This window comes from Variovorax xiamenensis (genome assembly GCF_050916385.1).
Classification (GTDB): Bacteria; Pseudomonadota; Gammaproteobacteria; order Burkholderiales; family Burkholderiaceae_C; genus Variovorax.
In genome coordinates this window covers 5,492,563-5,516,277 of sequence record NZ_CP139038.1, presented here as the reverse complement: position 1 = coordinate 5,516,277, position 23,715 = coordinate 5,492,563, and the positions used below count along the sequence as shown (strand labels likewise).

19 protein-coding genes are annotated in these 23,715 nt (G+C 68.6%); 17 read left to right on the top strand and 2 right to left on the bottom strand.

Annotated elements, in window-relative coordinates; all coding sequences use genetic code 11:
- Positions 1-52: 52 nt before the first annotated feature.
- The 7 genes from SFB74_RS25040 (at position 53) to SFB74_RS25010 (ending at position 7,661) form a co-directional block, all read left to right on the top strand.
- Complete coding sequence (locus SFB74_RS25040; RefSeq protein WP_432727045.1) at positions 53-385, top strand: nucleotide pyrophosphohydrolase; 333 nt, start codon at positions 53-55, stop codon at positions 383-385.
- 117 nt (positions 386-502) lie between these two features.
- Positions 503-1,771, top strand: a complete 1,269-nt coding sequence (gene urtA, locus SFB74_RS25035) for an urea ABC transporter substrate-binding protein (protein ID WP_019657838.1) — start codon at positions 503-505, stop codon at positions 1,769-1,771.
- 161 nt (positions 1,772-1,932) lie between these two features.
- Positions 1,933-3,480: an urea ABC transporter permease subunit UrtB gene (gene urtB, locus SFB74_RS25030; protein WP_432731991.1), complete on the top strand. Its 1,548-nt coding sequence runs from the start codon at positions 1,933-1,935 to the stop codon at positions 3,478-3,480.
- The gene (gene urtC, locus SFB74_RS25025) at positions 3,477-4,697 is read left to right on the top strand and encodes an urea ABC transporter permease subunit UrtC (protein WP_432727043.1); all 1,221 of its coding nucleotides are present in this window, start codon (positions 3,477-3,479) and stop codon (positions 4,695-4,697) included. The genes urtB and urtC overlap by 4 nt, the downstream gene beginning before the upstream one ends.
- Positions 4,694-5,572 carry an urea ABC transporter ATP-binding protein UrtD gene (gene urtD, locus SFB74_RS25020; RefSeq protein WP_093301977.1) on the top strand — a complete coding sequence of 293 codons (879 nt, stop codon included), beginning with the start codon at positions 4,694-4,696 and terminating at the stop codon, positions 5,570-5,572. The genes urtC and urtD overlap by 4 nt, the downstream gene beginning before the upstream one ends.
- Positions 5,573-5,585: 13 nt before the next feature.
- Entirely contained in the window at positions 5,586-6,278 is a 693-nt protein-coding gene (gene urtE, locus SFB74_RS25015) for an urea ABC transporter ATP-binding subunit UrtE (protein WP_019657834.1), read from the top strand.
- Positions 6,279-6,410: 132 nt separating this feature from the next.
- Positions 6,411-7,661 (top strand): MFS transporter, encoded by a 1,251-nt coding sequence (locus SFB74_RS25010; RefSeq protein ID WP_432727041.1) that lies wholly within the window; start codon positions 6,411-6,413, stop codon positions 7,659-7,661.
- A gap of 8 nt (positions 7,662-7,669) precedes the next feature.
- On the opposite strand, the gene SFB74_RS25005 is transcribed toward SFB74_RS25010, so the two are convergent.
- Positions 7,670-8,335: an anti-sigma factor gene (locus SFB74_RS25005; RefSeq protein WP_432727040.1), complete on the bottom strand. Its 666-nt coding sequence runs from the start codon at positions 8,333-8,335 to the stop codon at positions 7,670-7,672.
- Positions 8,322-8,897 (bottom strand): sigma-70 family RNA polymerase sigma factor, encoded by a 576-nt coding sequence (locus SFB74_RS25000; protein ID WP_432727039.1) that lies wholly within the window; start codon positions 8,895-8,897, stop codon positions 8,322-8,324. Before SFB74_RS25000 ends, SFB74_RS25005 begins: the two co-directional genes overlap by 14 nt.
- A gap of 143 nt (positions 8,898-9,040) precedes the next feature.
- Between SFB74_RS25000 and SFB74_RS24995 the strand changes: the two genes are divergently transcribed.
- The 10 genes from SFB74_RS24995 to SFB74_RS24950 all read left to right on the top strand — a co-directional run bounded on the left by SFB74_RS24995 (position 9,041) and on the right by SFB74_RS24950 (position 23,689).
- Entirely contained in the window at positions 9,041-10,318 is a 1,278-nt protein-coding gene (locus SFB74_RS24995) for a cupredoxin domain-containing protein (protein WP_432727038.1), read from the top strand.
- Positions 10,319-10,388: 70 nt separating this feature from the next.
- Positions 10,389-11,972, top strand: coding sequence for an alkaline phosphatase D family protein (locus tag SFB74_RS24990; RefSeq protein WP_432727036.1), 1,584 nt, complete (start codon positions 10,389-10,391; stop codon positions 11,970-11,972).
- A gap of 95 nt (positions 11,973-12,067) precedes the next feature.
- A complete protein-coding gene (locus tag SFB74_RS24985; RefSeq protein WP_432727034.1) occupies positions 12,068-13,078 on the top strand; it encodes an aldo/keto reductase in 1,011 nt (336 codons plus the stop codon).
- A gap of 74 nt (positions 13,079-13,152) precedes the next feature.
- Entirely contained in the window at positions 13,153-14,643 is a 1,491-nt protein-coding gene (locus SFB74_RS24980) for an efflux transporter outer membrane subunit (RefSeq protein WP_432727033.1), read from the top strand.
- A 4-nt stretch (positions 14,644-14,647) separates the two neighbouring features.
- Positions 14,648-15,886, top strand: a complete 1,239-nt coding sequence (locus SFB74_RS24975) for an efflux RND transporter periplasmic adaptor subunit (RefSeq protein WP_432727032.1) — start codon at positions 14,648-14,650, stop codon at positions 15,884-15,886.
- Positions 15,883-19,056, top strand: coding sequence for an efflux RND transporter permease subunit (locus SFB74_RS24970; RefSeq protein ID WP_432727031.1), 3,174 nt, complete (start codon positions 15,883-15,885; stop codon positions 19,054-19,056). Before SFB74_RS24975 ends, SFB74_RS24970 begins: the two co-directional genes overlap by 4 nt.
- A 74-nt stretch (positions 19,057-19,130) precedes the next feature.
- The gene (locus tag SFB74_RS24965; RefSeq protein ID WP_432727030.1) at positions 19,131-19,838 is read left to right on the top strand and encodes a heavy metal response regulator transcription factor; all 708 of its coding nucleotides are present in this window, start codon (positions 19,131-19,133) and stop codon (positions 19,836-19,838) included.
- Positions 19,835-21,232 (top strand): heavy metal sensor histidine kinase, encoded by a 1,398-nt coding sequence (locus tag SFB74_RS24960; protein ID WP_432727029.1) that lies wholly within the window; start codon positions 19,835-19,837, stop codon positions 21,230-21,232. Before SFB74_RS24965 ends, SFB74_RS24960 begins: the two co-directional genes overlap by 4 nt.
- Positions 21,233-21,371: 139 nt before the next feature.
- The gene (locus SFB74_RS24955) at positions 21,372-22,310 is read left to right on the top strand and encodes a DedA family protein/thiosulfate sulfurtransferase GlpE (RefSeq protein ID WP_432727027.1); all 939 of its coding nucleotides are present in this window, start codon (positions 21,372-21,374) and stop codon (positions 22,308-22,310) included.
- Between the two features lie 131 nt (positions 22,311-22,441).
- Positions 22,442-23,689: an MFS transporter gene (locus SFB74_RS24950; RefSeq protein ID WP_432727026.1), complete on the top strand. Its 1,248-nt coding sequence runs from the start codon at positions 22,442-22,444 to the stop codon at positions 23,687-23,689.
- The last annotated feature ends 26 nt before the right edge of the window (positions 23,690-23,715 follow it).

The window sequence follows — 23,715 nt, the reverse complement described above, 5'->3', positions numbered from 1 at the left end:
TGGGGCGGCGGGTGGCCGTGCCAAACTCTCCCGTCCGCACGACAGGACAGACATGGCCACCGATCTGCAGCAACTGACCCAGGCCCTGCGCGACTTCGCGCAAGCCCGCGACTGGGAGCAGTTCCACTCCCCCAAGAACCTCGCCTCAGCCCTCTCGGTCGAGGCGGCAGAGCTGCTCGAACACTTCCAGTGGCTCACCGAAGCCCAGAGCCGCGACCTGCCGGCCGACAAGCGCGCCGAGATCGGCACCGAGATCGCCGACGTCTTTCTCTACCTGCTGCAGCTCGCAGACAAGCTCGGCATCGACATGATCGAAGCGGCGCGCAGCAAGATGCTGGTCAACGCCCGCAAGTACCCCGCACCGCCTGTCTCGCCACCCGGCTGAGTACGTCCGTGTACGCCACCCGGCGTATTTCCCCTTTGTGGTGCGTTCCGCAGACTCCCTCCCACGCCAGCCAAGCGCTGTCGACAAGGTTCAACCAACCCCGGAGCAGGAGTCCACATGCAACGTCGTTTCACACTCAAGGCGCTTACCGCCGCCGTCGCGCTGGCCAGCATTTCTGCTGCGCCCGCATTCGCTGCCGACACCATCAAGGTCGGCGTGCTGCACTCGCTGTCGGGCACGATGGCCATTTCCGAGACCGTGCTGAAAGACACGGTGCTGATGGCGATCGACGACATCAACAAGAAGGGCGGCGTGCTGGGCAAGCAGCTCGAGCCCGTGGTGGTCGACCCGGCCTCCAACTGGCCCCTGTTCGCCGAGAAGACCAAGCAGTTGCTCGGCCAGGACAAGGTCTCGGTGATCTTCGGCTGCTGGACCTCGGTGTCGCGCAAGTCGGTGCTGCCGGTGGTCGAGGAAATGAACGGCCTGCTGTTCTACCCGGTGCAGTACGAGGGTGAAGAGCTCTCGAAGAACGTCTTCTACACGGGCGCCGCGCCCAACCAGCAGGCCATTCCGGCCGTCGACTACCTGATGAGCAAGGAAGGCGGCGGCGCCAAGCGCTGGGTGCTGCTGGGCACCGACTACGTCTACCCCCGCACCACCAACAAGATCCTGCGCGCCTACCTGAAGAGCAAGGGCGTGAAGGAATCGGACATCGACGAGAAGTACACCCCCTTCGGCCACAGCGACTACCAGACCATCGTCGCCGACATCAAGAAGTTCTCGGCCGGCGGCAAGACGGCAGTGGTGTCGACCATCAACGGCGACTCCAACGTGCCTTTCTACAAGGAACTCGGCAACGCCGGCCTGAAGGCCAAGGACGTGCCCGTGGTCGCCTTCTCGGTGGGCGAGGAAGAGCTGCGCGGCGTGGACACCAAGCCGCTGGTGGGCCACCTGGCCGCATGGAACTACTTCATGTCGATCAAGAACCCGACCAACACCGCTTTCATCAAGCAGTGGAGCGAGTACGCCAAGGCCAAGAACATCGCCGGCCACAAGGACAAGCCGCTCACCAACGACCCGATGGAAGCCACTTGGATCGGCATCCACATGTGGAAGCAGGCGGTCGAGAAGGCCAAGAGCACGGACACCGACAAGGTGATCGCCGCCATGGCCGGCCAGACCTTCACGGCTCCCTCGGGCATCGTCTCGAAGATGGACGAGAAGAACCACCACCTGCACAAGAGCGTGTTCATCGGCGAGATCAAGGCCGATGGCCAGTTCAACGTGGTGTGGAAGACGCCGGGCCCGGTCAAGGCCAAGCCGTGGAGCCCGTACATCGAAGGCAACGACAAGAAGCCGGACTACCCCGCCGGCAAGTCGATGTAACTGGGCTCGCCCCCAGGCTGCGCGCACTTCGTGTCGCTTCGCCAACCCCCTACCGGGGGCAACACCTGAGGACCGGCAAAGCCGGTTCCTCGGTGTTCCTGAATGAGAGAAACGCTGTGCATTTCTTATTGCGCCCAATCTGTTCCTGCGCGACGGCGCTGCTGCTCCTGGTGGCAGTGCCCGTTCATGCGCTGACCGCCGACGAAGCCCGGGCCATCGCCTCCGGCGATTCCGAAGCCCGCATCGCCGCGCTCAACAAGGCCGTGCTCACGGCCGACGAGAAGACTTCCGCCTTCATCCAGGCCATGTCCGACGACGCGGTGAAGTACACCGAGGACAAGGTCTTCGTGATGAAGGACGACAAGGGCTATGACCCGGTGAGCGGCGCCGAGCTGAAGGTGCCCGACACCGCCGAGGACGTCGTCAACAACAACCTCATGCGCGGCGCGCTCGATGCAGCGCAGGCCGCGCTCAAGCTCACGAGCAAGGACGACGCCGTGCGCGCCGAGGCCGCGCAGGCGCTCTTCAAGGAGCCCGACGAGTCGCGCGTGCCCATGGTCGAGAAGGCGCTGGCCGCCGAGATCAACCCGAAGATCAAGTCCCAGCTCGAGCTGGTGCGCGCCGCCAGCATGCTCGGCAGCGCCGACAAGGCGAAGCGCCTCGCCGCGGCGAAGGAGCTGGGCAACAACCGCAACCCCGACACCAAACTGCTGCTCAACCAGCGCCTGGCCGACGAGACCGAGGCGGACGTCAAGGCCGCCATCGTCGCGTCCATTGCAAGCATCGACGGCGCGCTGGTCTGGGGCGACCGCATCAACGCCGTGTTCAGCGGCATCAGCCTGGGCTCGGTGCTGCTGCTGGCCGCGCTGGGCCTGGCCATCACCTACGGGCTGATGGGCGTGATCAACATGGCGCACGGCGAGCTGATGATGATCGGCGCCTACGCGACCTACGTGATGCAGGGCATCTTCCAGAAGTACATGCCCGAGGCGGCGTTCGGCTGGTACCTGGTGGCCGCCATTCCCGTCTCGTTCATGGCATCGGCGCTCGTTGGCGCGGTGCTGGAGCGCGGCGTGATCCGCTTCCTCTACGGCCGCCCGCTCGAGACGCTGCTGGCCACCTGGGGCATCAGCCTGATGCTGCAGCAACTGGTGCGGTCCATCTTCGGCGCGCAGAACGTCGGTGTTGAAAACCCCGGCTGGATGAGCGGCGGCTTCACCATGCTGAGCAACGTCACGCTGCCGTGGAACCGCATCTGCATCATCGTCTTCGCGGCGCTGGTGCTGGTCGCCATGGGCTGGCTCATCGGCCGCACGCGCCTGGGCCTGTTCGTGCGCGGCGTCACGCAGAACCGCCCGATCGCCTCGTGCATGGGCGTGAACACCGCGCGCATCGACACCTACGCCTTCGCGCTCGGCTCGGGCATCGCCGGTCTCGCAGGCTGCGCGCTGAGCCAGATCGGCAACGTCGGCCCCGACCTGGGCCAGAGCTACATCGTCGACAGCTTCATGGTGGTCGTGATGGGTGGCGTGGGCCAGCTCGCGGGCACCGTGTACGCGGCGCTGGGGCTGGGCATTCTCAACAAGTTCATCGAAGGCTGGGCGGGCGCGGTGCTCGCGAAGATCGCGGTGCTTGTCTTCATCATCATCTTCATTCAAAAGAGACCTCAGGGCATCTTCGCCATGAAGGGCCGGAGCGCGGAAGCATGAGCAAGGTAACGTTGCCAACCAAGGGGCCGCTGCTGAGCGGCAAGGGCTGGACGGCCTTCTTCGTCGCGCTCATCGTGGTGTGCGCCGTGGCGCCCGTCCTCAACATGTGGGTGCCGCCGGACAGCCCGCTGCACATGAGCGACTACGCGGTGGCGCTGGTCGGCAAGATCATGTGCTACGCCATCTGCGCGCTGGCCATGGACCTGATCTGGGGCTACACCGGCATCCTCTCGCTGGGCCATGGCCTCTTCTTTGCGCTGGGCGGCTACATGATGGGCATGTACCTCATGCGCCAGATCGGCCGCGACGGCAACTACAAGAGCGACCTGCCCGACTTCATGGTGTTCCTCGACTGGAAGACGCTGCCCTGGCACTGGACCTTCAGCGACAGCTTCATCGCCACGCTGATATTGATCGTCGCGGTGCCGGGCCTCATCGCCTTCGTGTTCGGCTTCTTCGCCTTCCGCTCGCGCATCAAGGGCGTGTACTTCTCGATCATCACGCAGGCCATGACCTTCGCGGCCATGCTGCTGTTCTTCCGCAACGAGACGGGCTTCGGCGGCAACAACGGCTTCACCGACTTCAAGCGCATCCTGGGCATCCCGATCGCCACGCAGGAAATGCGCATGACGCTGTTCGCGCTCACCGGCGCCACGCTGCTGGGCTTCTTCCTGTTCGCGAAGTGGCTCATCGGCAGCAAGTTCGGGCGCGTGCTGCAGGCGATTCGCGACGCGGAAACGCGCGTGATGTTCTCGGGCTACAACCCGCTGCCGTACAAGCTCACGATCTGGGTCATCTCGGCCGTCATGTGCGGCGTGGCCGGCGCGCTCTACGTGCCGCAGGTCGGCATCATCAATCCGGGCGAGATGAGCGCGGCTAACTCCATCGAGATCGCCATCTGGGCGGCGGTGGGCGGGCGCGCCACGCTGATCGGGCCGATCATCGGCGCCTTCATCGTCAACGGTGCGAAGAGCTGGCTCACTGTGGCTTATCCGGAGTACTGGCTGTACTTCCTGGGCGCCTTGTTCATTGCTGTCACGCTGTTCCTTCCGAACGGCATCGTGGGGCTGGTGCGCAAGTGGTTGTCGAGGGAGAAAAAGAAGACCACGCCACCGGAGCCCGTGCAGGATGTGCGCCGAGCGGTTGCTGCAGAGCAGGGCGTCGAGCCCGATGCGCTGGCCTCGCTGCCGGTGGACGCGAAGGGAGCACGTGCATGACACCGGATCTCATGGAAGCCGGCGCCGAGCGCGCCGCACGCGCCAGCGGCATCCACTACGTGAGCGGAAGCACCGAGTCGGGCGGACGCGCCGCCGACTTCGGCCGCCACGTCACGCCGGGCGAGGTCGACGTCACGCATGGCCGCATCCTCTACCTCGAAGACGTGAGCGTGAGCTTCGACGGCTTCAAGGCCATCAACAAGCTGTCGCTCGACATCGCGCCGGGCGAGCTGCGCTGCATCATCGGCCCGAACGGTGCGGGCAAGACCACGATGATGGACATCATCACCGGCAAGACCCGGCCCGACGAGGGCACCGTGTTCTTCGGCAGCACCATCGACCTGCTGCGCCACCGCGAGGCGGAAATCGCTCAGCTGGGCATCGGCCGCAAGTTCCAGAAGCCGACCGTGTTCGAGCACCTGACCGTGTTCGAGAACCTCGAGCTCGCGCTGAAGACCGACAAGGGCGTGCGCTCGTCGATGCTCTTCAGGCTCGACTCGGCGCAGAGTGATCGCTTGGCCGAAGTGCTCGAAACCATCCACCTGGCCGACAGCGTGTCACGCCTGGCCGGCAACCTGAGCCACGGCCAGAAGCAGTGGCTCGAGATCGGCATGCTGCTGATGCAGGACCCGAAGCTGCTGCTGCTCGACGAGCCCGTGGCCGGCATGACCGACGAGGAGACCGCGCGCACCGCCGAGCTGTTCCTCTCGCTCAAGGGCAAGCATTCGCTGATGGTGGTGGAGCACGACATGAGCTTCATCCGCACCATCTCCGAGATCGTCACCGTGCTGTGCGATGGCTCCGTGCTGGCGCAGGGCACGCTCGACGAGGTGCAGGCCGACGAGCGCGTGATCGAGGTCTACCTGGGCCGCTGAGGGAGAACGAACCATGCTGACAGTCAAGAACATCCATCAGTACTACGGCGGCTCCCACATCCTGCGCGACGTGAGCTTCGAGGCGAAGCTCGGCAAGGTCACGGTGCTGCTGGGCCGCAACGGCGTGGGCAAGACCACGCTGCTGAAGTCGCTCATGGGCCTCGTGCCCATCAAGAGCGGCAGCATCGAGCTCGAAGGCAAGCCGATCCACAAGGCCACGCCCTACGAGCGGGCGAGAGCGGGCATCGGCTTCGTGCCGCAGGGCCGCGAGATCTTCGCGCGGCTCACGGTCGAGGAAAACCTGCGCATGGGCCTGGCCTACAAGAGCGGCGGCACGCCCATTCCGGCGGAGCTGTACGAGCTGTTCCCGGTGCTCAAGCAGATGATGAACCGGAGGGGCGGCGACCTCTCCGGCGGCCAGCAGCAGCAGCTGGCCATCGCCCGGGCGCTGGCGCCCAAGCCGCGCCTGCTGATCCTCGACGAGCCCACCGAGGGCATCCAGCCCAGCATCATCAAGGACATCGGCCGCGTCATCCGCATGCTGGCCGACCGGGGCGACATGGCCATCGTGCTGTGCGAGCAGTACTACGACTTCGCCCAGGAGCTGGCCGACGACTATCTCGTGATGGAGCGCGGCGAAGTCATCGCGCGCGGCCTCGGCAAGGACATGGAAGCGCAGGGCGTGAGGCAGCTGGTGGCGATCTGAGCCCGCTGGCGAGGGCCTCCCGGCCCTGCCAGTACAAGGTCTTCGGCAATTGCGTATCGGCGCGATTTCAGGGTTTACCCTAAAATCGCCCCTTGCCCGCTGCCGCCGGGCACCCCTCCCAGGAGCCTGGCCTTGAACGCCTCCCCACCCGCGCAGGACAGCGCGGTCACCGATATTTCTTCCTTCAAGCTGCCTTCGGGCGCACCCGCCAACTTCCTGCGCGCGGTGCTCGCGCTCGGCGTCGGCGGCTTTGCCATCGGCACCGGCGAGTTCGTCATCATGGGCCTGCTGCCCGAGGTGGCGAAGGACATCGGCGTGAGCATCCCGCAGGCCGGCCACGTCATCAGCGCCTATGCGCTCGGCGTCGTCATCGGAGCCCCCGTGCTCGCGGTGCTCGCCGCCGGCTGGCGCCGCCGCGCGCTGCTGATTGCGCTCATGGCCGTGTTCGCGGCCGGCAACTTCGCCAGCGCCGTCGCCCCCAACTACCTGCTGCTGAACCTGCTGCGCTTTGCAGCCGGCCTGCCGCACGGCACCTACTTCGGCGTGGCCGCGCTGGTGGCCGCCACGCTCGCGCCGCCGGGGCGCAGGGCTCGGGCCGTGGGGCTCGTGATGCTGGGGCTCACCGGCGCCACGCTGGTCGGCGTGCCCATCGCGGCGTGGCTGGGCCAGATCTTCGGCTGGCGCGCGGCCTTCGTCTTCGTGGGCGTCATCGCGCTGGTGGCCATCGCGCTGCTTCGCCGCGACATTCCCGACATGGCGCCCGCTGCCGGCGCCAGCCCATGGCGCGAACTCGGCGCGCTCAAGCGCAAGCAGGTGTGGTTCACGCTCGGCATCGCGGCCATCGGCTTCGGCGGCATGTTCTCGGTGTTCAGCTACATCAAGCCCACGCTGATCGAGGTGGCGGGCCTGCCGCTGGGCGGCGTGCCCTTCGTGCTCGCGCTCTTCGGCCTCGGCATGGTCGCGGGCAACCTCGTGGGCGCGCGGCTGGCCGACAAGTCGGTGATGCGCACCATCGGTGGCCTGATGGTCTACGCGGCGCTGGTGCTCGCGATGTTCACCTTCGCGGCGCACAACGTGATCACGGCCGCCATCAACGTGTTCCTCATCGGCACCACCGTGGCCATCGGCCCGGCGCTGCAGATCCGCCTGATGGACGTGTCGGGCGACGCGCAGACGCTCGCGGCCGCGCTCAACCACTCGGCTTTCAACATGGCCAATGCGCTTGGAGCGTGGCTCGGCGGCGTGGCGATCGCGGCAGGCCTGGGCTGGACTTCCACCGGCTGGGTCGGTGCGCTGCTGGCGCTCGCCGGCCTCGGCATCTTCGGCTGGGCGGTGGCAAGCGCCCGTGCCGCCGCGCGCCGGCCGGCCGTCGTCGCGTACTGAGGCCGGTGCTACTTCGGCGCGGTGCGTTCGCGCAGTAGCGCCGCAAAGTTCTGCAGCTCGGCTGCATTGAGATCCGACACCGCCCAGGCCTGCATGCCGCCCTGGGCCCAGTGCACCAGCTGGTAACCCTGTCGTGCGGAGAGCGTCGTCGGCTGCGCCTTGGCGTCGGCAGCCGGCCACACGAACAGGTTGATGACGTGCGGCCCTGAGCGGTAGACCAGCGCTGCCACCGTCCGGCCGTCGAGGTAATCGAGCCGCCCGCCCGTCAGCGGAAAACCTTCCGCGGCAAGGTCCACCACCGGCGGCGAAAAGTCCAGCTTGCCGGCGAACCAGGGCTTGACCGTGTGATGGTCGGACGAGGCCACGTCGGCCAGGTGCGAGGCCATCAGCGAGCGCACATGGTTCGAGGTGACGCCCTCGGCGAGCGCATCCGCAGGCGGAATCGGCGTTGCCAGCAGCACGAGCGCCAGGCCCCAGGCCGTCGCGGCGCCGGTGCCGAACCATGCCAGTCCCTGCCACATGGAAAGACGGCGCCGCATCGGAGCAGGTACCGGCGCAACAACCGCTTCGGCACGCACCGCATGCCCGATGCGTTCGGCCAATCCCTCGGGTGGCGAATGGCGCGTGGCATGGCGCCGTATCAGCGTTCCCAGTTCCTCGTCAGACATTGACATGGCGTGTCCTTCCTCCCGCGTCGCCGGGACGTTCGTCGCGCAGGCTCTCGCGCAGCATCGAGCGCGCACGCGACAGCCGCGACATGACGGTGCCCAGCGGCACGCCCGCGATGCGCGCGATGTCCTCGTAGCGCATCTCTTCCAGCTCGCGCAGCACGATCACCTCGCGGTACACCGGCGGCAGCGCGTCGATGGCGGCGTTGACTCGCTCGCCCTGCACGCGCTGTTCCCACTGCCGAGCCGGATCGCCGGCTTCGGGCGAGGAGGGCGCTGAAACCGCCTCGCTGTCGCGCAGCTCGTCGAACTCCACCTGGTCGGCCAGCTGCCGGTTCTGCCGCATCCAGTCGTAGCAGGCGTTGCGCACGATGCCCAGCAGCCACGGCCGCGCGCTCTCGCCGCGCAGCCCGTCGAAGAAGCGGAACGCGCGCAGGTAGGCCTCCTGCACCGCGTCGTCGGCCAGTTGGTCGTCGCGAAGCAGCCAGCGCGCAAGATTCCATGCCGCATCGAGATGCGGCAGCGCGGCGGCTTCGAACTGGCGTGTGCGGTCGGTCGACAGGCTCAAGGGCTCCTTCTTCCTGCATGACGTGGCAGCCCGGTTTTTTATTCCAGCTTTTTTTCGGCCCCGGCTGGAATAAGCAAGGCATGCCATGCGTCATGCCCTCTGCGGATTCTGCTTCTTCTTTCTTCTCCCAGGAGGTCTTCACCATGATCGCCATGCCCGGCTTCGCGCGCATCCTCGTCATCTTCGCGGCCCTGGCGGCCTCGGCCGGCCCGGCGCTCGCCGTCGGCCCCAAGGCCTATGTCGGCAACTTCAAGGACAGCACGGTCAGCGTGATCGACACCGCTTCCGAGCGCGTCGTGGCCACGCTGCCGGTGGCGGCGGGGCCCGACGGGATCATCGTCGCGCCCGGCGGACGCAGCGTGTTCGTGAGCGGCTCGGGCGCTGCCGCCGTGAGCGAGATCGACGCCGCGAGCGACCGCGTCACGCGCTCCATCGACGTCGGCAAGGGTCCGCAGGGCCTGGCCATGACTGCGGACGGCAAGTGGCTGCTGGTGGCCGTCAACGGCGACGACCGCGTGGCCTTCGTCGACACATCCGCCCATGGCGTGAGCGCCACCGTGCCGGTGCCCAAGCCGCACACCATCGCCATCCGGCCCGACGGGCGCCAGGCGTACGTCGCCTCACAGGAGCCGGGGCACTTCGCGCTGGTGGTCATCGACATGGCGACGCGCGCTGTGGTCACGCAGATCCCGCTCGACAAGCCGCCGCGCGACCTGGAGTTCAGCCACGACGGCAAGGCGCTGTACCTGACGCTGGCCGGCCTGCCGGCCGTGCAGGTACTCGATCCGGCCACCAACCAGTGGGGCGCGCCGGTTCCCACGGGCGTGTCGCCGCACATCGCGCAGCACTTCGCGGGCATGTCCAGCGGCGTGGTCGTGGTGCAGGGGCCGGGTGAAGTCATGCTGTTCGACCCTGCCGCGCGCACGGCGGTGCGCAGCATCCCGGTCGGCAAGCAGCCGCACTGGCTCGACTTGTCGGCGGACGGCAAGAAGCTCTGGGTGAGCAACGAAGGCTCCAACGACGTCAGCGTGGTCGACCTCGCGGGCGGGCCGATGCACACGGTGGCGGTGGGCAACGCGCCGCGCAAGATCGCGGTGCAGCGCATGGCAACCACCGCCTCGGCGGCCGCTGCACCGGACGGCGCGCACGCCGGCGGGGCGGCGCACGTGACGATCCGCAACTTCGCCTTCGAGCCCGCGCAGATCACCGTCAAGGCCGGCCAGCGCGTGAGCTGGCAGAACGACGACGGCGCGCCGCACGGCCTGGCCTTCAAGGACGGCTCGACCGGCATCGACCTGCTGCTGCCAGGCAAGGCCTTCGCCCGCGTCTTCGACAAGCCGGGCGTGTACGACTACGTCTGCTCGGTGCATCCGTACATGGCGGCGCGGGTCACCGTCGTGGGGTCGCAGCCGGGCTCATGACCGGCGGCACGCACTGACCGGCACGCGGCCCGATTGACAGGGGCGAGCGAACCGGACGACATTGCTCCGGATGAAGGAAGAAAGACTCTCGCGCCGACGCCTGCTGTGCGGCGGCCTCGCGGCCGCTTCGCTCGGCCACCCGTTCCTGCTGCTGAACGCGCAGCCGGCAACAACAACGACCACAACAACACCATGGGGCGAGCGCGATCCGTTCACGCTGGGCGTGGCCTCGGGCGTGCCGCGCGCCGACGGCTTCGTGCTCTGGACAAGGCTCGCTCCCGAGTCGCTGCAGGGCGGCGGCATGGGCGACGCGCCCGTCGAAGTGAAGTGGGAAGTCGCCGACGACGAAGGCTTCAGGCGCGTCGTGGCGAAGGGCACGGCCATCGCCACGGCCGGGCTCGCCCACTCGGTGCACGTGGAAGTGCAGGGCCTGTCGCCGGCTCGCTGGTACTGGTATCGCTTCACGGCCGGCGGCGCGCGCAGCCCGGCCGGGCGCACGCGCACCGCGCCCGCGGAAACCGACGAGTCCGCGCAGCCGCTGCGCTTCGCGTTCGCTTCCTGCCAGCACTATGAGCAGGGCTACTTCGCCGCCTACCGCGACATGGCCGCGCAGCCGCTCGATTTCGTGGTGCACCTGGGCGACTACATCTACGAGAGTTCCCACAAGGCACGCCAGGTGCGGCGCCACGAGGGCGGCATTCCCACGCAACTGGCCCAGTTCCGCGACCGCTACGCGCTCTACAAGGCCGACGCGCAACTGCAGGCCGCGCACGCCGCATTCCCCTGGCTGGTGACCTGGGACGACCACGAGGTGGCCAACGACTACACGAACGACGAGTCGCCGCGCACGGCGGACGCCGCGCAGTTCCTCGCGATCCGCGCGGCCGCCTACCAGGCCTGGTACGAGCACATGCCGGTGCCCGCCAGCATGCGCCCGCGCGGCCCCAATGCCCTGATCTACGGCCGCCATCGCTTCGGCCGCATGCTCGACCTGCTGCTGACCGACGGGCGCCAGTACCGCTCGCACCACGTCTGCCTCGCGGGGCGCAGCGCCTCGCCGCTGGCCGACTGCCCCGACCGGCTCGCGCCCGAACGCAGCCTCTTCGGCGCGCAGCAGGAGGCCTGGCTGGCGCGCGAACTCGCCGCGCCGCCCGCGCGCTGGACCGTCGTCGCCCAGCCCACGCTGCTGGCCGAGGCCGACCGCAAGCGCGGCCCCGAGCACGGCTACTGGATGGACGGCTGGGACGGCTACGCCGCAGCCCGCTCGCGCCTCCTCGACGCGCTGGCGGAACACAAGGCGCGCGGCGGCAACGCGCTGGTGGCCAGCGGCGACGTGCACGCCTTCTGGGCCGCCGACCTGCGGCGCGGCGATGCGCAGCAGGGGCCGCTGGTCGCGACCGAGTTCGTCGGCGGCGCCATCACCTCCGAAGGTCCCAGCGCCGCCAGCGTGGCGAACATGCTCGCGAAGAATCCGCAGCTGCGCTACGGCCGGGCCGACAGACGCGGCTACGCGCTCGCGACGCTCGATGCGCGCGGCTGCTCGGTCGAGTTCCGCGCGGTGGAAGACGAGAAGACGGCCGACTCGCCGGTCGGCACCATGGCCCGCTTCTCGGTCGAGCGCGGCGCGCCCGGCATGCATGTCGAAAGCAGCTGAAACCTCGCTCGCCTGCAGGGTCGCGCGGTCGTGCCTATGATGGCCGCCGCTCCTTCCCACCCATCTCCTTCCCTTCCGAGCGAGAACCGAACACCATGAGCCTTCCCTCCACCCGTCTCGGCCGCACCGGCCTCACCGTCTCCCGCCTCGCCCTCGGCACCATGACCTTCGGCCTGCAGACCGACGAGGCCGTGTCGCACCAGATCCTCGACAAGGCGGCCGAAGGCGGCATCAACTTCCTCGACACCGCCGACGTGTATCCGCTCGGCGGCACCATCGAGACGGCAGGGCGCACCGAGGAGATCATCGGCAACTGGCTCGAGAAGCAGGGCCCCTCGGGCCGCCGCCGCTTCGTGCTGGCGACCAAGGCAGTCAACAAGGTCGGCCCCAACAGCTGGGACCAGGGCGCCTCGCGCAAGCACCTGCTGGACGCCATCGACGCCTCGCTCAAGCGACTGAAGACCGACCACGTCGACCTGTACCAGCTGCACATGGACGACCGCGAGACGCCGCTGGAAGAAAGCCTGGAGGCGCTCGACACCATCGTGAAGTCGGGCCGCGCGCGCTACATCGGCGTGTCGAACTTCCTGGCCTACCGCCTGGCCCGCGCGCTGGGCAAGGCCGACCTGCTGCGGCTCACGCGCTACGTGTCGGTGCAGCCGCGCTACAGCCTGCTGTTCCGCGAAATCGAGCGCGAACTGCTGCCGCTGGCGGCGGAAGAGGGCCTGGGCGTGATCCCCTACAACCCGCTCGCGGGCGGCCTGCTCACCGGCAAGTACAAGCCCGGCGGCAAGCCCGAGGAAAACACCCGCTTCACGCTCGGCACCGCCGGCGGCATGTACCAGGACCGCTACTGGAACGAGCGCAGCTTCAACACCGTGACGCAGCTGCACAAGCTGGCGGACGAGGCCGGCGTGCCGCTGGCCACGCTGGCGGTGGCCTGGGTGATGGCGAATCCGCTCATCACCGCGCCCCTGCTCGGCGCCAGCCGCCCCGACCAGCTCGAGGCGACCATCGCGGCCGCCGAATACAAGCTCGATCCGGCGCTCAAGCAGAAGCTGGACGAGCTGACCGCCGAGTACCGCAAGGGCGACGCCCCGCGCTGACAAACTGAAACTGTCAGAACTGTCAGTTAGTCGACAGCGAGGGGTTTGATGGGGGTGCCTAGAGTGCCCTCATCATGGATTCTTCCGACGCAACCTCCCCATCGCGCAAGGCATTCAGGCCCTCGGCCCTTGCGTTGGCCGCCTTGCTCCTCGCGGGCTGCGCCGTCGGCCCAGACTACGTCCGCCCGCAGCTGGACGTGCCCGCCGCCTTCAAGGAAACCGGCGGCCCCTGGAAGACCGCCGCACCGCAGACCATCGACGCCGACCACCCCTGGTGGGATGCCTACGGCGACAGCACGCTCAGCTCATTGATCGTTCAGGCCAACGCGGCCAACCAGAACATCCGCGTCGCCGAGGCCCAGTACCGCGAGGCGCAGGCCATCACCGCGGCGGCGCGTGCCGGCTTCTTCCCGACCGTCGGCCTCAATGCCGGCGCCACCCGCGCGCAGTCGAACAGCACCGGCACCGTCAAGCTCGGCACCACCGACACCCTCGGCCTTGCCGCGAGCTGGGAGCCCGACATCTGGGGCGCGGTGCGCCGCTCGGTCGAGGCCGGCAACGCGAGCCAGCAGGCCAGCGCCGACGACCTGGCCGGTGCACGGCTCAGCATCCAGACCACGCTGGCGCAGGACTATCTGCAGATCCGCGTGATCGACCTGCAGCGCGACCTGTACGCCAGCACCACCGCCGCCTACGCCAAGGCGCTCGAACTCACGCAGCACCAGTACGCGGCCGGCACCGTGCTGCGCTCCGACGTGGCGCTGGCCGAGAGCCAGCTCAAGACCGCGCAGGCCCAGGCCGTCGATCTCGACGCCCAGCGCAGCCAGCTGGAGCACGCCATCGCGGTGCTGACCGGGCAGGCGCCCGCGTCGTTCTCGCTGCCGCCGCTCGAGACCTCGTCGCAGGCGCCCACGGCCGAGTCGCTTTTCTCCGCCGCCGCGCTGCGCCTGCAGCTGCCGGTCACGCCCGCGGGCCTGCCGTCGGAGCTGCTGGAGCGCCGCCCCGACATCGCCGGCGCCGAGCGCCGCGTGCAGGCGGCCAACGCCAACATCGGCGTGGCCAAGGCCGCCTACTACCCGCAGATCGTGCTCAGCGCCAGCGGCGGCTTCAGCGCAGCCACCCTGGGCACGCTGTTCAACACGCCCAGCCGCGTGTGGTCGCTGGGCGCCGCGCTGGCGCAGACCGTGTTCGACGGCGGCCTGCGCAAGGCCCACACCGACCAGGCCGTGGCCGCCTACGACGCCTCCGTCGCGCAATACAAGCAGACCGTGCTCGCTGGCTTCCAGCAGGTGGAGGACAACCTCGCCACCCTGCGCGTGCTCGACAACGAATCCGCGCTGCAGGCCGATGCGGTGCGCGCCGCGCAGCTCGCCGAGCGCATGGCGTTGAGCCAGTACCGCGCCGGCACCGCAACGTACCTCAGCGTGGTGACGGCGCAGACGCTCTCGCTCACCAACCAGCGCACGGCCGCGCAGGTGCTCGGCCGCCAGCTGGCCGCCAGCGTCTCGCTGATCGCGGCCACGGGCGGCGGCTGGAACGCCGCCACAACGACTTCCGGGAATTGATGCCATGGCGACCCCAGACACCACCACGACGCACCCCCTGTACCAACGCCGATCCACCTGGCTCGCGGCCTCCGCGCTCGTGCTTGTGCTCGGCGGCGGCGCCTGGGCGCTCACCCATCACGCGGCCAACGCCGCCAAGCCCGACGCGCCGAAGACGCCGCCCGTGCAGGTGACCACCGCGCGCGTCGCCACCCAGACCGTGCAGGTCTACCGCTCGGGCATCGGCACCGTCGCCTCGATGGCCACCGTCACCGTCAAGGCGCGCATCGACGGCCAGCTCGACAAGGTCGGCTTCGTCGAGGGGCAGGACGTGAAGGCCGGCCAGCTGCTCGCCCAGCTCGACCCGCGCACGCTGCAGGCCCAGCTCGCGCAGGCGCAGGCCACCAAGGCCAAGGACCAGGCCACGCTGACGAACGCCCGCGCCGACCTCAAGCGCTACACCACCTTGATCGCGCAGGACGCCGCCACGCAGCAGCAGGTCGACACGCAGAAGGCGCTCGTCAACCAGCTCGAAGCTGCAGTGCAGAACGACGCCGCCCAGGTGCAGTACGCCGAGGTGCAGCTGAGTTTCACGCGCATCACCTCTCCCATGAACGGCCGGGTGGGTGCGCGGCTGGTGGACCCGGGCAACATCGTGCACGCGGCCGACACCAACGGGCTGGTCGTCATCAACCAGATCGACCCCATCGCCGTGCAGTTCACGCTGCCCGAGGACGCGGTGCAGGACATCAACCGCGTGCAGCAGCAGAGCAGCCAGCCGCTCTCGGTGGTGGCCTACGACCGCAGCGGCACGCAGATGCTGGGCACCGGCAAGCTGATATTGCTGAACAACCAGATCGACACCACCAGCGGCACCGTGCAGCTCAAGGGCAGCTTCACCAACCCGCAGCACACGCTGTGGCCGGGCCAGTACGTCAACGTGCGGCTGCAGCTCGACCGCCGGGCCGACTCGCTCACGCTGCCCGCCGCCGCCGTTCAGCGCGGCCAGGACAGCACCTACGTCTGGGCTGTAGACGCCGAGAACAAGGTCGCCAACGTGCCGGTGCACGTGGTGCAGATCGCCGACGGCACGGCCGTGATCGACAAGGGCCTGGAGGCCGGCCAGCGCGTGGTGGTCGACGGCCAGTACAAGCTCAAGCCCGGCGCCACCATCGTCGAGCCGCCGCCCGCCGCGAAGAATGCCGTCAAGGACGCCGTGAAGGATGCGGCGAAGGTCGCCACCAGCAGCGGGAGCAGCAATTGAGCATCTCCGCCGCATTCATCAAGCGCCCCATCGGCACCACGCTGCTGGCGCTGGCCATCCTGCTGGTCGGCGCGGCGGTGTTTCCGCTGCTGCCGGTGGCGCCGCTGCCGCAGGTCGACTTTCCGACCATCCAGGTCTCGGCCAACCTGCCGGGCGCCAGTCCGGAAACCATGGCCTCCAACGTGGCGCAGCCGCTGGAGCGGCAGTTCTCGCTGATCGCGGGGCTGTCGCAGATGACATCGACAAGCGGCCTCGGCTCCACGCAGATCACGCTGCAGTTCGACCTCGACCGCAGCATCGACGCCGCCGCGCTCGACGTGCAGGCCGCCATCAATGCATCGACCGGCCAGCTGCCCGCCAACCTGCCGAGCCCGCCGACCTTCCGCAAGGTGAACCCGGCCGACGCGCCCATCCTCATTCTCTCGGTGCAGTCGAAGACGCTGCCGCTCACCGAGGTGAACGACTACGCCGACAACATCCTCGCGCAGCAGATCTCGCAGATCTCGGGCGTGGGCCTGGTCAACATCGGCGGTGTGCAGAAGCCGGCCGTGCGCATCCAGGTCGACCCGGCCAAGCTCGCGGCACTGGGCCTGAGCCTGGAAGACGTGCGCACCGTGCTCGCCTCGGCCACCGTCAACGCGCCCAAGGGCACCATCGACGGGCCCAACCAGAGCTTCACCGTCTATACCAACGACCAGCTGCTGAAGGCCAAACCGTGGAACGACGTGGTGCTGGCCTACCGCAACGGCGCGCCCATCCGCGTGAGCGACCTGGGCGTGGCGGTCGACGGCCCCGAGAACGCCAAGATCGCCGGCTGGGCCTACGCCGGCGCTGCCGCGCCCGAGGGCAGCACCGTGCAAAACGGCCGCTCCATCGTGCTCGCCATCACCAAGCAGCCGGGCGCCAACGTCATCGAGACGGTGGACCGAATCAACGCCGCGCTGCCCAGGCTGAAGGCCTCGATCCCGCCGACGGTGGACGTCAACGCCATCATCGACCGCACGCAGACCATTCGCGCCTCGGTGAAGGACGTGGAGTTCACGCTGCTGCTGACCATCGCGCTGGTGGTGGCCGTGATTTTCGTGTTCCTGCGCAACGTGCCGGCCACGCTCATCCCCAGCGTGACGGTGCCGCTCGCGCTGCTGGGCACGGTGGCGGTGATGTACCTGCTGGGCTACAGCCTGGACAATCTCTCGCTCATGGCATTGACCATCGCGGTCGGCTTCGTGGTGGACGACGCCATCGTGATGCTCGAGAACATCTACCGCTACGTGGAAGAGGGCATGTCGGCCGTCGAGGCCGCGTACAAGGGCGCGGGCGAGATCGGCTTCACCATCATCTCGATCTCGGTGTCGCTGGTGGCGGTGTTCATTCCGCTGCTGCTCATGGGCGGCATCGTGGGGCGGCTCTTTCGCGAGTTCGCGGTGACGGTCACGCTCACCATCGTGGTGAGCGTGGTGATCTCGCTCACGCTCACGCCCATGCTGTGCTCGCGCTTTTTGAAGAACGAGCACGGCAGCCAGCACGGGCGGCTCTACCAGCTCTTCGAGCGCGGCTTCGACGCTATGCTCGGCGCCTACAAGCGCGGGCTGCACGTGGTGCTCGACCACCAGTTCATCACGCTCATGACCTTCATCGCCACTGTGGCGGCCACGGGCGTGCTCTTCGTGTTCATCCCCAAGGGCTTCTTCCCGCAGCAGGACACGGGCTTCATCTCGGGCTTTGCCGAGTCGGCACAGGACGCCTCCTTCGCCTCGATGAACGCCCGCATGCTCGAGCTGGCCGACGTGGTGCGCAAAGACCCCGACGTGACCGGCTTCGGCATGAACGGCAGCTCTTCCACCTACAACACCGGCAACTTCTTCATCAGCCTGAAGCCGAAGGACGAAGGCCGCACCGCCTCTGCCGACGAGATCATCACGCGGCTGCGTCCGCAGCTGGCCAAGGTGCAGGGCGTGAACCTGTTCCTGCAGGCCGGGCAGGACATCCGCGTGGGCGGCCGGGCCTCGCGCACGCAGTACCAGTACACGGTGACCGACGCCAACCTCGACGAGCTCAACACCTGGGCGCCCAAGTTGCTGGAGCGCTTCAAGCAGCTGCCCGAGCTCACCGACCTGGCCACCGACCAGCAGAACGCGGCGGCCTCTGCCGTGCTCACCATCGACCGCGACCGCGCATCGAGCTTCGGCATCTCGCCGGCCGTCATCGACGCCACGCTGTACGACGCCATCGGCCAGCGCCAGGTGGCGCAGTACTTCACCCAGCTCAACAGCTACCACGTGGTGCTCGAGGTAACGCCCGCGCTGCAGCAGGACCCGGCGCTCTTCAGCAAGCTGTATCTCAACTCGCCCATCACCGGCCAGCAGGTGCCGCTGTCGACCTTCGTGAAGGTGGACACCAGCAAGACCGCCTACCTGTCGATCAGCCACCAGGGCCAGTTCCCGGCCGTGACCATCTCGTTCAACCTCGCGCCGGGCCATGCGCTGGGTGACGCGGTGAACGCCATCAACAAGGCCCAGGCCGACATGGGGCTGCCGCAGTCGCTCACCGGCTCGTTCCAGGGCACGGCGCAGGCCTTCCAGGACTCGCTGGCCACGCAGCCCTACCTGATCGCGGCCGCGCTGGTGGCGGTGTACATCGTGCTGGGCCTGCTGTACGAGAGCTACATCCACCCGCTGACCATTCTCTCGACGCTGCCCTCGGCCGGCGTGGGCGCGTTGCTGATACTGATGGCGGGCGGCTACGACCTGAGCGTGATCGCGCTGATCGGCATCATCCTGCTCATCGGCATCGTGAAGAAGAACGGCATCATGATGATCGACTTCGCGCTCAAGGCCGAGCGTGAGCAGGGCATGACGCCGCATGACGCCATCTACCAGGCCTGCCTGCTGCGCTTCCGCCCGATCATGATGACCACCATGTGCGCTCTGCTCTCGGGCCTGCCGCTGATGCTGGGCCACGGCTCGGGCTCCGAGCTTCGCCGCCCGCTGGGCTACGCGATGGTCGGCGGGCTGATACTCTCGCAGGCGCTCACGCTCTTCACGACCCCGGTGGTCTACCTGTACCTCGACCGCGCCCACTACTGGTACATGCGACGCAAGGAAGCGCGCAAGGCCCGCAAGGCCGCGAAGGAAGGCAAGGCTCCCGTGCCTGCCGAGGTGCACGGATGAACGCGGGTTGATGCCGGTTGATGCTGGCTGATGCCGCAAGGGGTGGAGACGAAGACAAGAAGGCAGAACGCGCCATGAAGATCCTGATAGTCGAAGACGAACTGAGAACCGCGGACTACCTCTCCAAGGGGCTGACCGAGCAGGGCTGCGCCGTCGACATGGCACACAACGGAATCGACGGCCAGCACCTCGCCCTCACGCACGAGTACGACGTGATCGTGCTCGACGTGATGCTCCCGGGCCAGGACGGCTTCTCGGTGCTGCGCGCGCTGCGCGCCGTGAAGCAGACGCCGGTCATCATGCTCACCGCGCGCGACCGCGTCGAAGACCGCATCAAGGGCCTGCACGAAGGGGCCGACGACTACCTCGTCAAGCCTTTTTCCTTCCTCGAACTGCTGGCGCGGCTGCAGGCGCTGAACCGGCGTGGCCGCAAGCAGGAGCCGATGCAGCTGCGCATCGCCGACCTGCAGATCGACCTGCTGGCGCGCAAGGCTTTTCGTGGCAGTGGTGGGGGCAGCACCCGCATCGACCTCACGGCCAAGGAGTTCGCTCTGCTCGCGGTGCTGGCGCGCCGCCAGGGCGAGATCCTCTCGAAGACCGCCATCGCCGAGCTGGTGTGGGACATGAACTTCGACAGCAACACCAACGTGGTCGAAGTGGCCATCAAGCGGCTGCGCGACAAGATCGACGTGCCCTTCAGCCCGAAGCTGCTGCACACCATCCGCGGCATGGGCTACGTGATGGAGGTACGCGAGAGCGGCGGGGAGGGCGCCGCGTCGTGAAGCGCTCCATCACCGCTCGGCTGGTGATCATGTTCGCGGCCGTGGCGCTCGCGACCTTCGCGCTGGCCGGCTTCGCGTTGCACAGCGTGCTGGCGCGCGAGCTGGAGCGGCATCAATACGAAGAGCTCGACACCACGCTCAAGAGCCTGCAGTTCTGGATCAAGGCCATCGGCAGCCCCGAGCGCTGGTCGCGCGTGCAGTCGCGCATGGACGCGCTCACGCCCGAAGACGGCAGCGTGCGCTTCTGGGTGCTCAGCGACGATCCGCGCTTCCAGTACGGCAAGGGCCTGGCCGAGATCGACGGCCTCACGCGGGAGGCCAACGGCCACACCAGCGTGATCGAGCTGCCGGGGCAGGAGCGGCCGTTCCGCACGCTGTCCGTGCACATCGATCCCTTCGAGCAGCGCCCGGCCGTGCGCCTGATCGTCGGGCGAAACACCGAGCCTTATGCGCGCACGCGGCAGGCCTTTTTGAGCGCGTTGGTCGCGCTCGGGCTGGGCGCGGTGCTGGTGGTGGCCTTCGCGGGCTACTGGATCGCGCGGGTCGGGCTGCGGCCGCTGGAGCGGCTGTCGAAGGAGGCGCAGGCGCTGCGGCCCAAGACACTGTCGCAGCGGCTGCGCGCGGAGCCGCTGCCGGTGGAACTCTCGGCGCTGGCCGAGGCCTTCAACGGCGCGCTGAGCCGGCTGGAAGAAGCCTACGGCCAGCTCGAATCGTTCAACGCCGACGTGGCGCACGAGCTGCGCACGCCGCTGGCCAACCTCATAGGCAGCACGCAGGTGGCGCTCTCGCGCCAGCGCAGCGCGGGCGAGTTCCAGGAGGTGCTGCAGGCCAACCTCGAAGACCTGGAGCGGGTGCGCTCCATCGTCAACGACATGTTGTTCCTCGCGCGCGCCGACCGCGGCGAGGTGGCGACCGGGCTGGTGCTCACGCCGGTGGCGCAGGAGGTGTGCAAGACCATCGAGTTCTTCGAGTTCGTGCTCGACGAGACGCGCGCGCAGGTCGTCATCGAGGGCGACGTGCTGGCCGAGGCGCGGCTGGAGAGCGCGCTGTTCCGCCGCGCCATGTCGAACCTGCTGCAGAACGCCATCGAGCATTCGAAGCCGGGCGCGCGAATCACGGTCACGCTGCGCGAGGAGGCCGCCGCGACGTGGATCACGGTTTCGAACCCCGGCGCGCCGATCGACGGGCAGCATCTGCAGCACCTGTTCGACCGGTTCTACCGTGTCGACGAGGCGCGCAACGACGGCGGCGAGCACCACGGCCACGGGCTGGGGCTGGCCATCGTGAAGGCCGTGGCGAGCATGCATGGCGGGCAGGTCAGCGCGTCGAGCCAGGGAGGCTTGAATACCTTCGGCTTCAGCGTGTCGCGCACCCCTGAAAAAACCGCCGGTTGACGCTGGCTGACGAGGGCTGGAGCCATCCGCCAATGGCCTGTGCCCGGTACGTTCTTGGGCCATGCCCGAGAATCGCTGCCGGCATGAACAGCACGCAACCTCCGCAGATTCCGCCCGCATCCGGGCCACAAGGGCAGCCATGGCGCAGCTGATGTCCCTGCTCGTGCAGAACGCGATCCTGGTGGTCTTCGCCGCCAGCTTCGCCGCGCGGCTGGGGCTGCCGGTGCCGGCGGCGGCGGTGCTGGTGCTCACGGGCGCGCTGCTGGCGGCGGGCGATGTCTCGGTGGCCGGCGTGGTGGTGGCGGCGGTTGTCGCCAACCTTCTGGGCGACGGCGCGTGGTTCTATGCCGGGCGGCGCTTCGGCTACCGCTTCATGCGCATGTTGTGCCGCATCTCGCTGTCGCCCGACTCCTGCGTGCGGCGCGGCGAATCTCTCATTTCCGACTGGGGCGGGCTCTCTTTGGTGGCCGCCAAGTTCGTGCCGGGCGTGTCGGTGGTTGCACCGCCGATGGCCGGGGCGCTGGGCATGTCGGTGCGGCGCTTCATCGGCTTCGACGTGGGCGCGGCGCTGGTCTGGACCGGGCTCTTCCTCGGGCTGGGCTGGGTGTTCCGCAACCAGATCCAGGAGGTGCTGGCCATCATGGCGCAGGCCGGCGGCGTCGCCACCGCCGCGCTGGCCGTGGTGTTGCTGGTGATCCTCGCGGTGCGCTACTGGCGCCGGCGCGCCTTCATGCGGCTCACGGGCATGCCGCGCATCTCGGTGGAAGAGCTGCACGAGCTGCTGAGCGGCGAGGAGCCCCCGCTGGTGATCGACGTGCGCGGCAAGGCCGGCGTACAGGTCGACCCGCGCCGCATTCCGGGCGCGCAGGCCTATACGCTCAAGGCGCTGCAGCAGCGCAGCCTCGACCTGTCGCACGCGGCGGGGCGTGACGTGGTGCTGTACTGCAACTGCCCCAACGAGGTGTCGGCCGCGCAGGCTGCGCGCGTGCTGCTGGCGCGCGGTGCGCGTCGGGCCCTGCCGCTGACGGGCGGGCTCGATGCATGGGTGGCCTCGGGCCGGCCGACCACGGTCGACTGAGCGCTTCGGCGGTGTTCCGAGGGCCTGCACAAGGCCCACGCCAGCAGAAACCGGCTGCGCGTGCTAAGGTGCCCGGCCTTCGGGTTAACCCTGAATCCAGCCTTCTCGCAACCGGCAACCGGGATTCCTCCGTGTCCTCTTCATCCTCCACGGCCCCAGCGGCCCCAGCGGCCCACGCTGCCCATCCTTCCGCCCCAGGGCTCACGCCCGCGCTCACGCTGGTCTTCGCCGTCGCCTGCGGCCTTTGCGTAGCCAACATCTACTATGCCCAGCCGCTGATCGGCCCCATCTCCGACACGCTGCAGCTGCACGCCGGCCTGGCCGGGCTCATCATGACGCTCACCCAGCTCGGTTACGGCGCGGGCCTGCTGCTGCTGGTACCGCTGGCCGACGTGGTCGAGAACCGCAAGCTCATCATCGGCGCGCTGGCCGGTGCGGTGATCGGGCTGGTCGGCATCGCGCTGTCGGGCTCGGCCGTCACTTTCCTGGCGGCTTCTTTCGTAGTGGGCACCTGCGCCGTCGCGGCCCAGGTGCTGCTGCCCTTCGCCTCGCACCTCGCGCCGGAGGTCACGCGCGGCAAGGTGGTCGGCAACATCATGGCCGGGCTGCTGGGCGGGATCATGCTGGCACGTCCCTTTGCCAGCGTGGTGGCCTCGGCGCTGGGCTGGCGCGCGGTGTTCGGCCTGTCGGCCGCGCTGATGGCTTCGCTCATCGCCGTGCTGTGGCGCGTGCTGCCGCAGCGGCACCCGCATGCCTCGGTGGGCTACGCGCGCACCATGGCCTCGCTGCCCGGCATCGTGTGGAACACGCCGCTGCTGCGCAGGCGCAGCCTCTACCAGGGAATGATGTTCTCCGGCTTCCAGGCCTTCTGGACGGCCGTGCCGCTGGCGCTGGTGCACGAGTTCGGCATGGGGCAGGGCGGCATCGCGCTGTTCGCGTTGGCGGGGGCCGCGGGCGCTTTGCTCGCGCCCGTGGCAGGGCGGCTGGCCGACAGGGGCTGGACGCGGGCCGCCACCGGCTGGGCCATCGTCGTCGCGCTGCTTTCGTTCGTGCTGGGCGCCGTCTCCATGCACTACCACTCGCTGGCCGGGCTGGTCGCGGCAGGCATCCTGCTCGACGGGGCCGTGCAGCTGTGCCAGGTGCTCAACTTCCGCAGCCTGTTCATGCTGGCGCCCGAGCTGCGCGGCCGCATCAACGGGCTGTTCATGACCTTCATCTTCATCTGCGCGGCGGTGGCCTCGGGCATCGCGGCCGCCGTATACGCCTTTCACGGATGGGGCGGGTTGTGCCTGCTGGGCGGCGGGTACGTGCTGGTGGCGCTGCTCTACTACGCGACGGAGTTCAGGCGGGCATCGGTGCCTGCTGCCGTCGGCGGCTGACCCGGCCTGGCGGCCTCCAGGCGCGG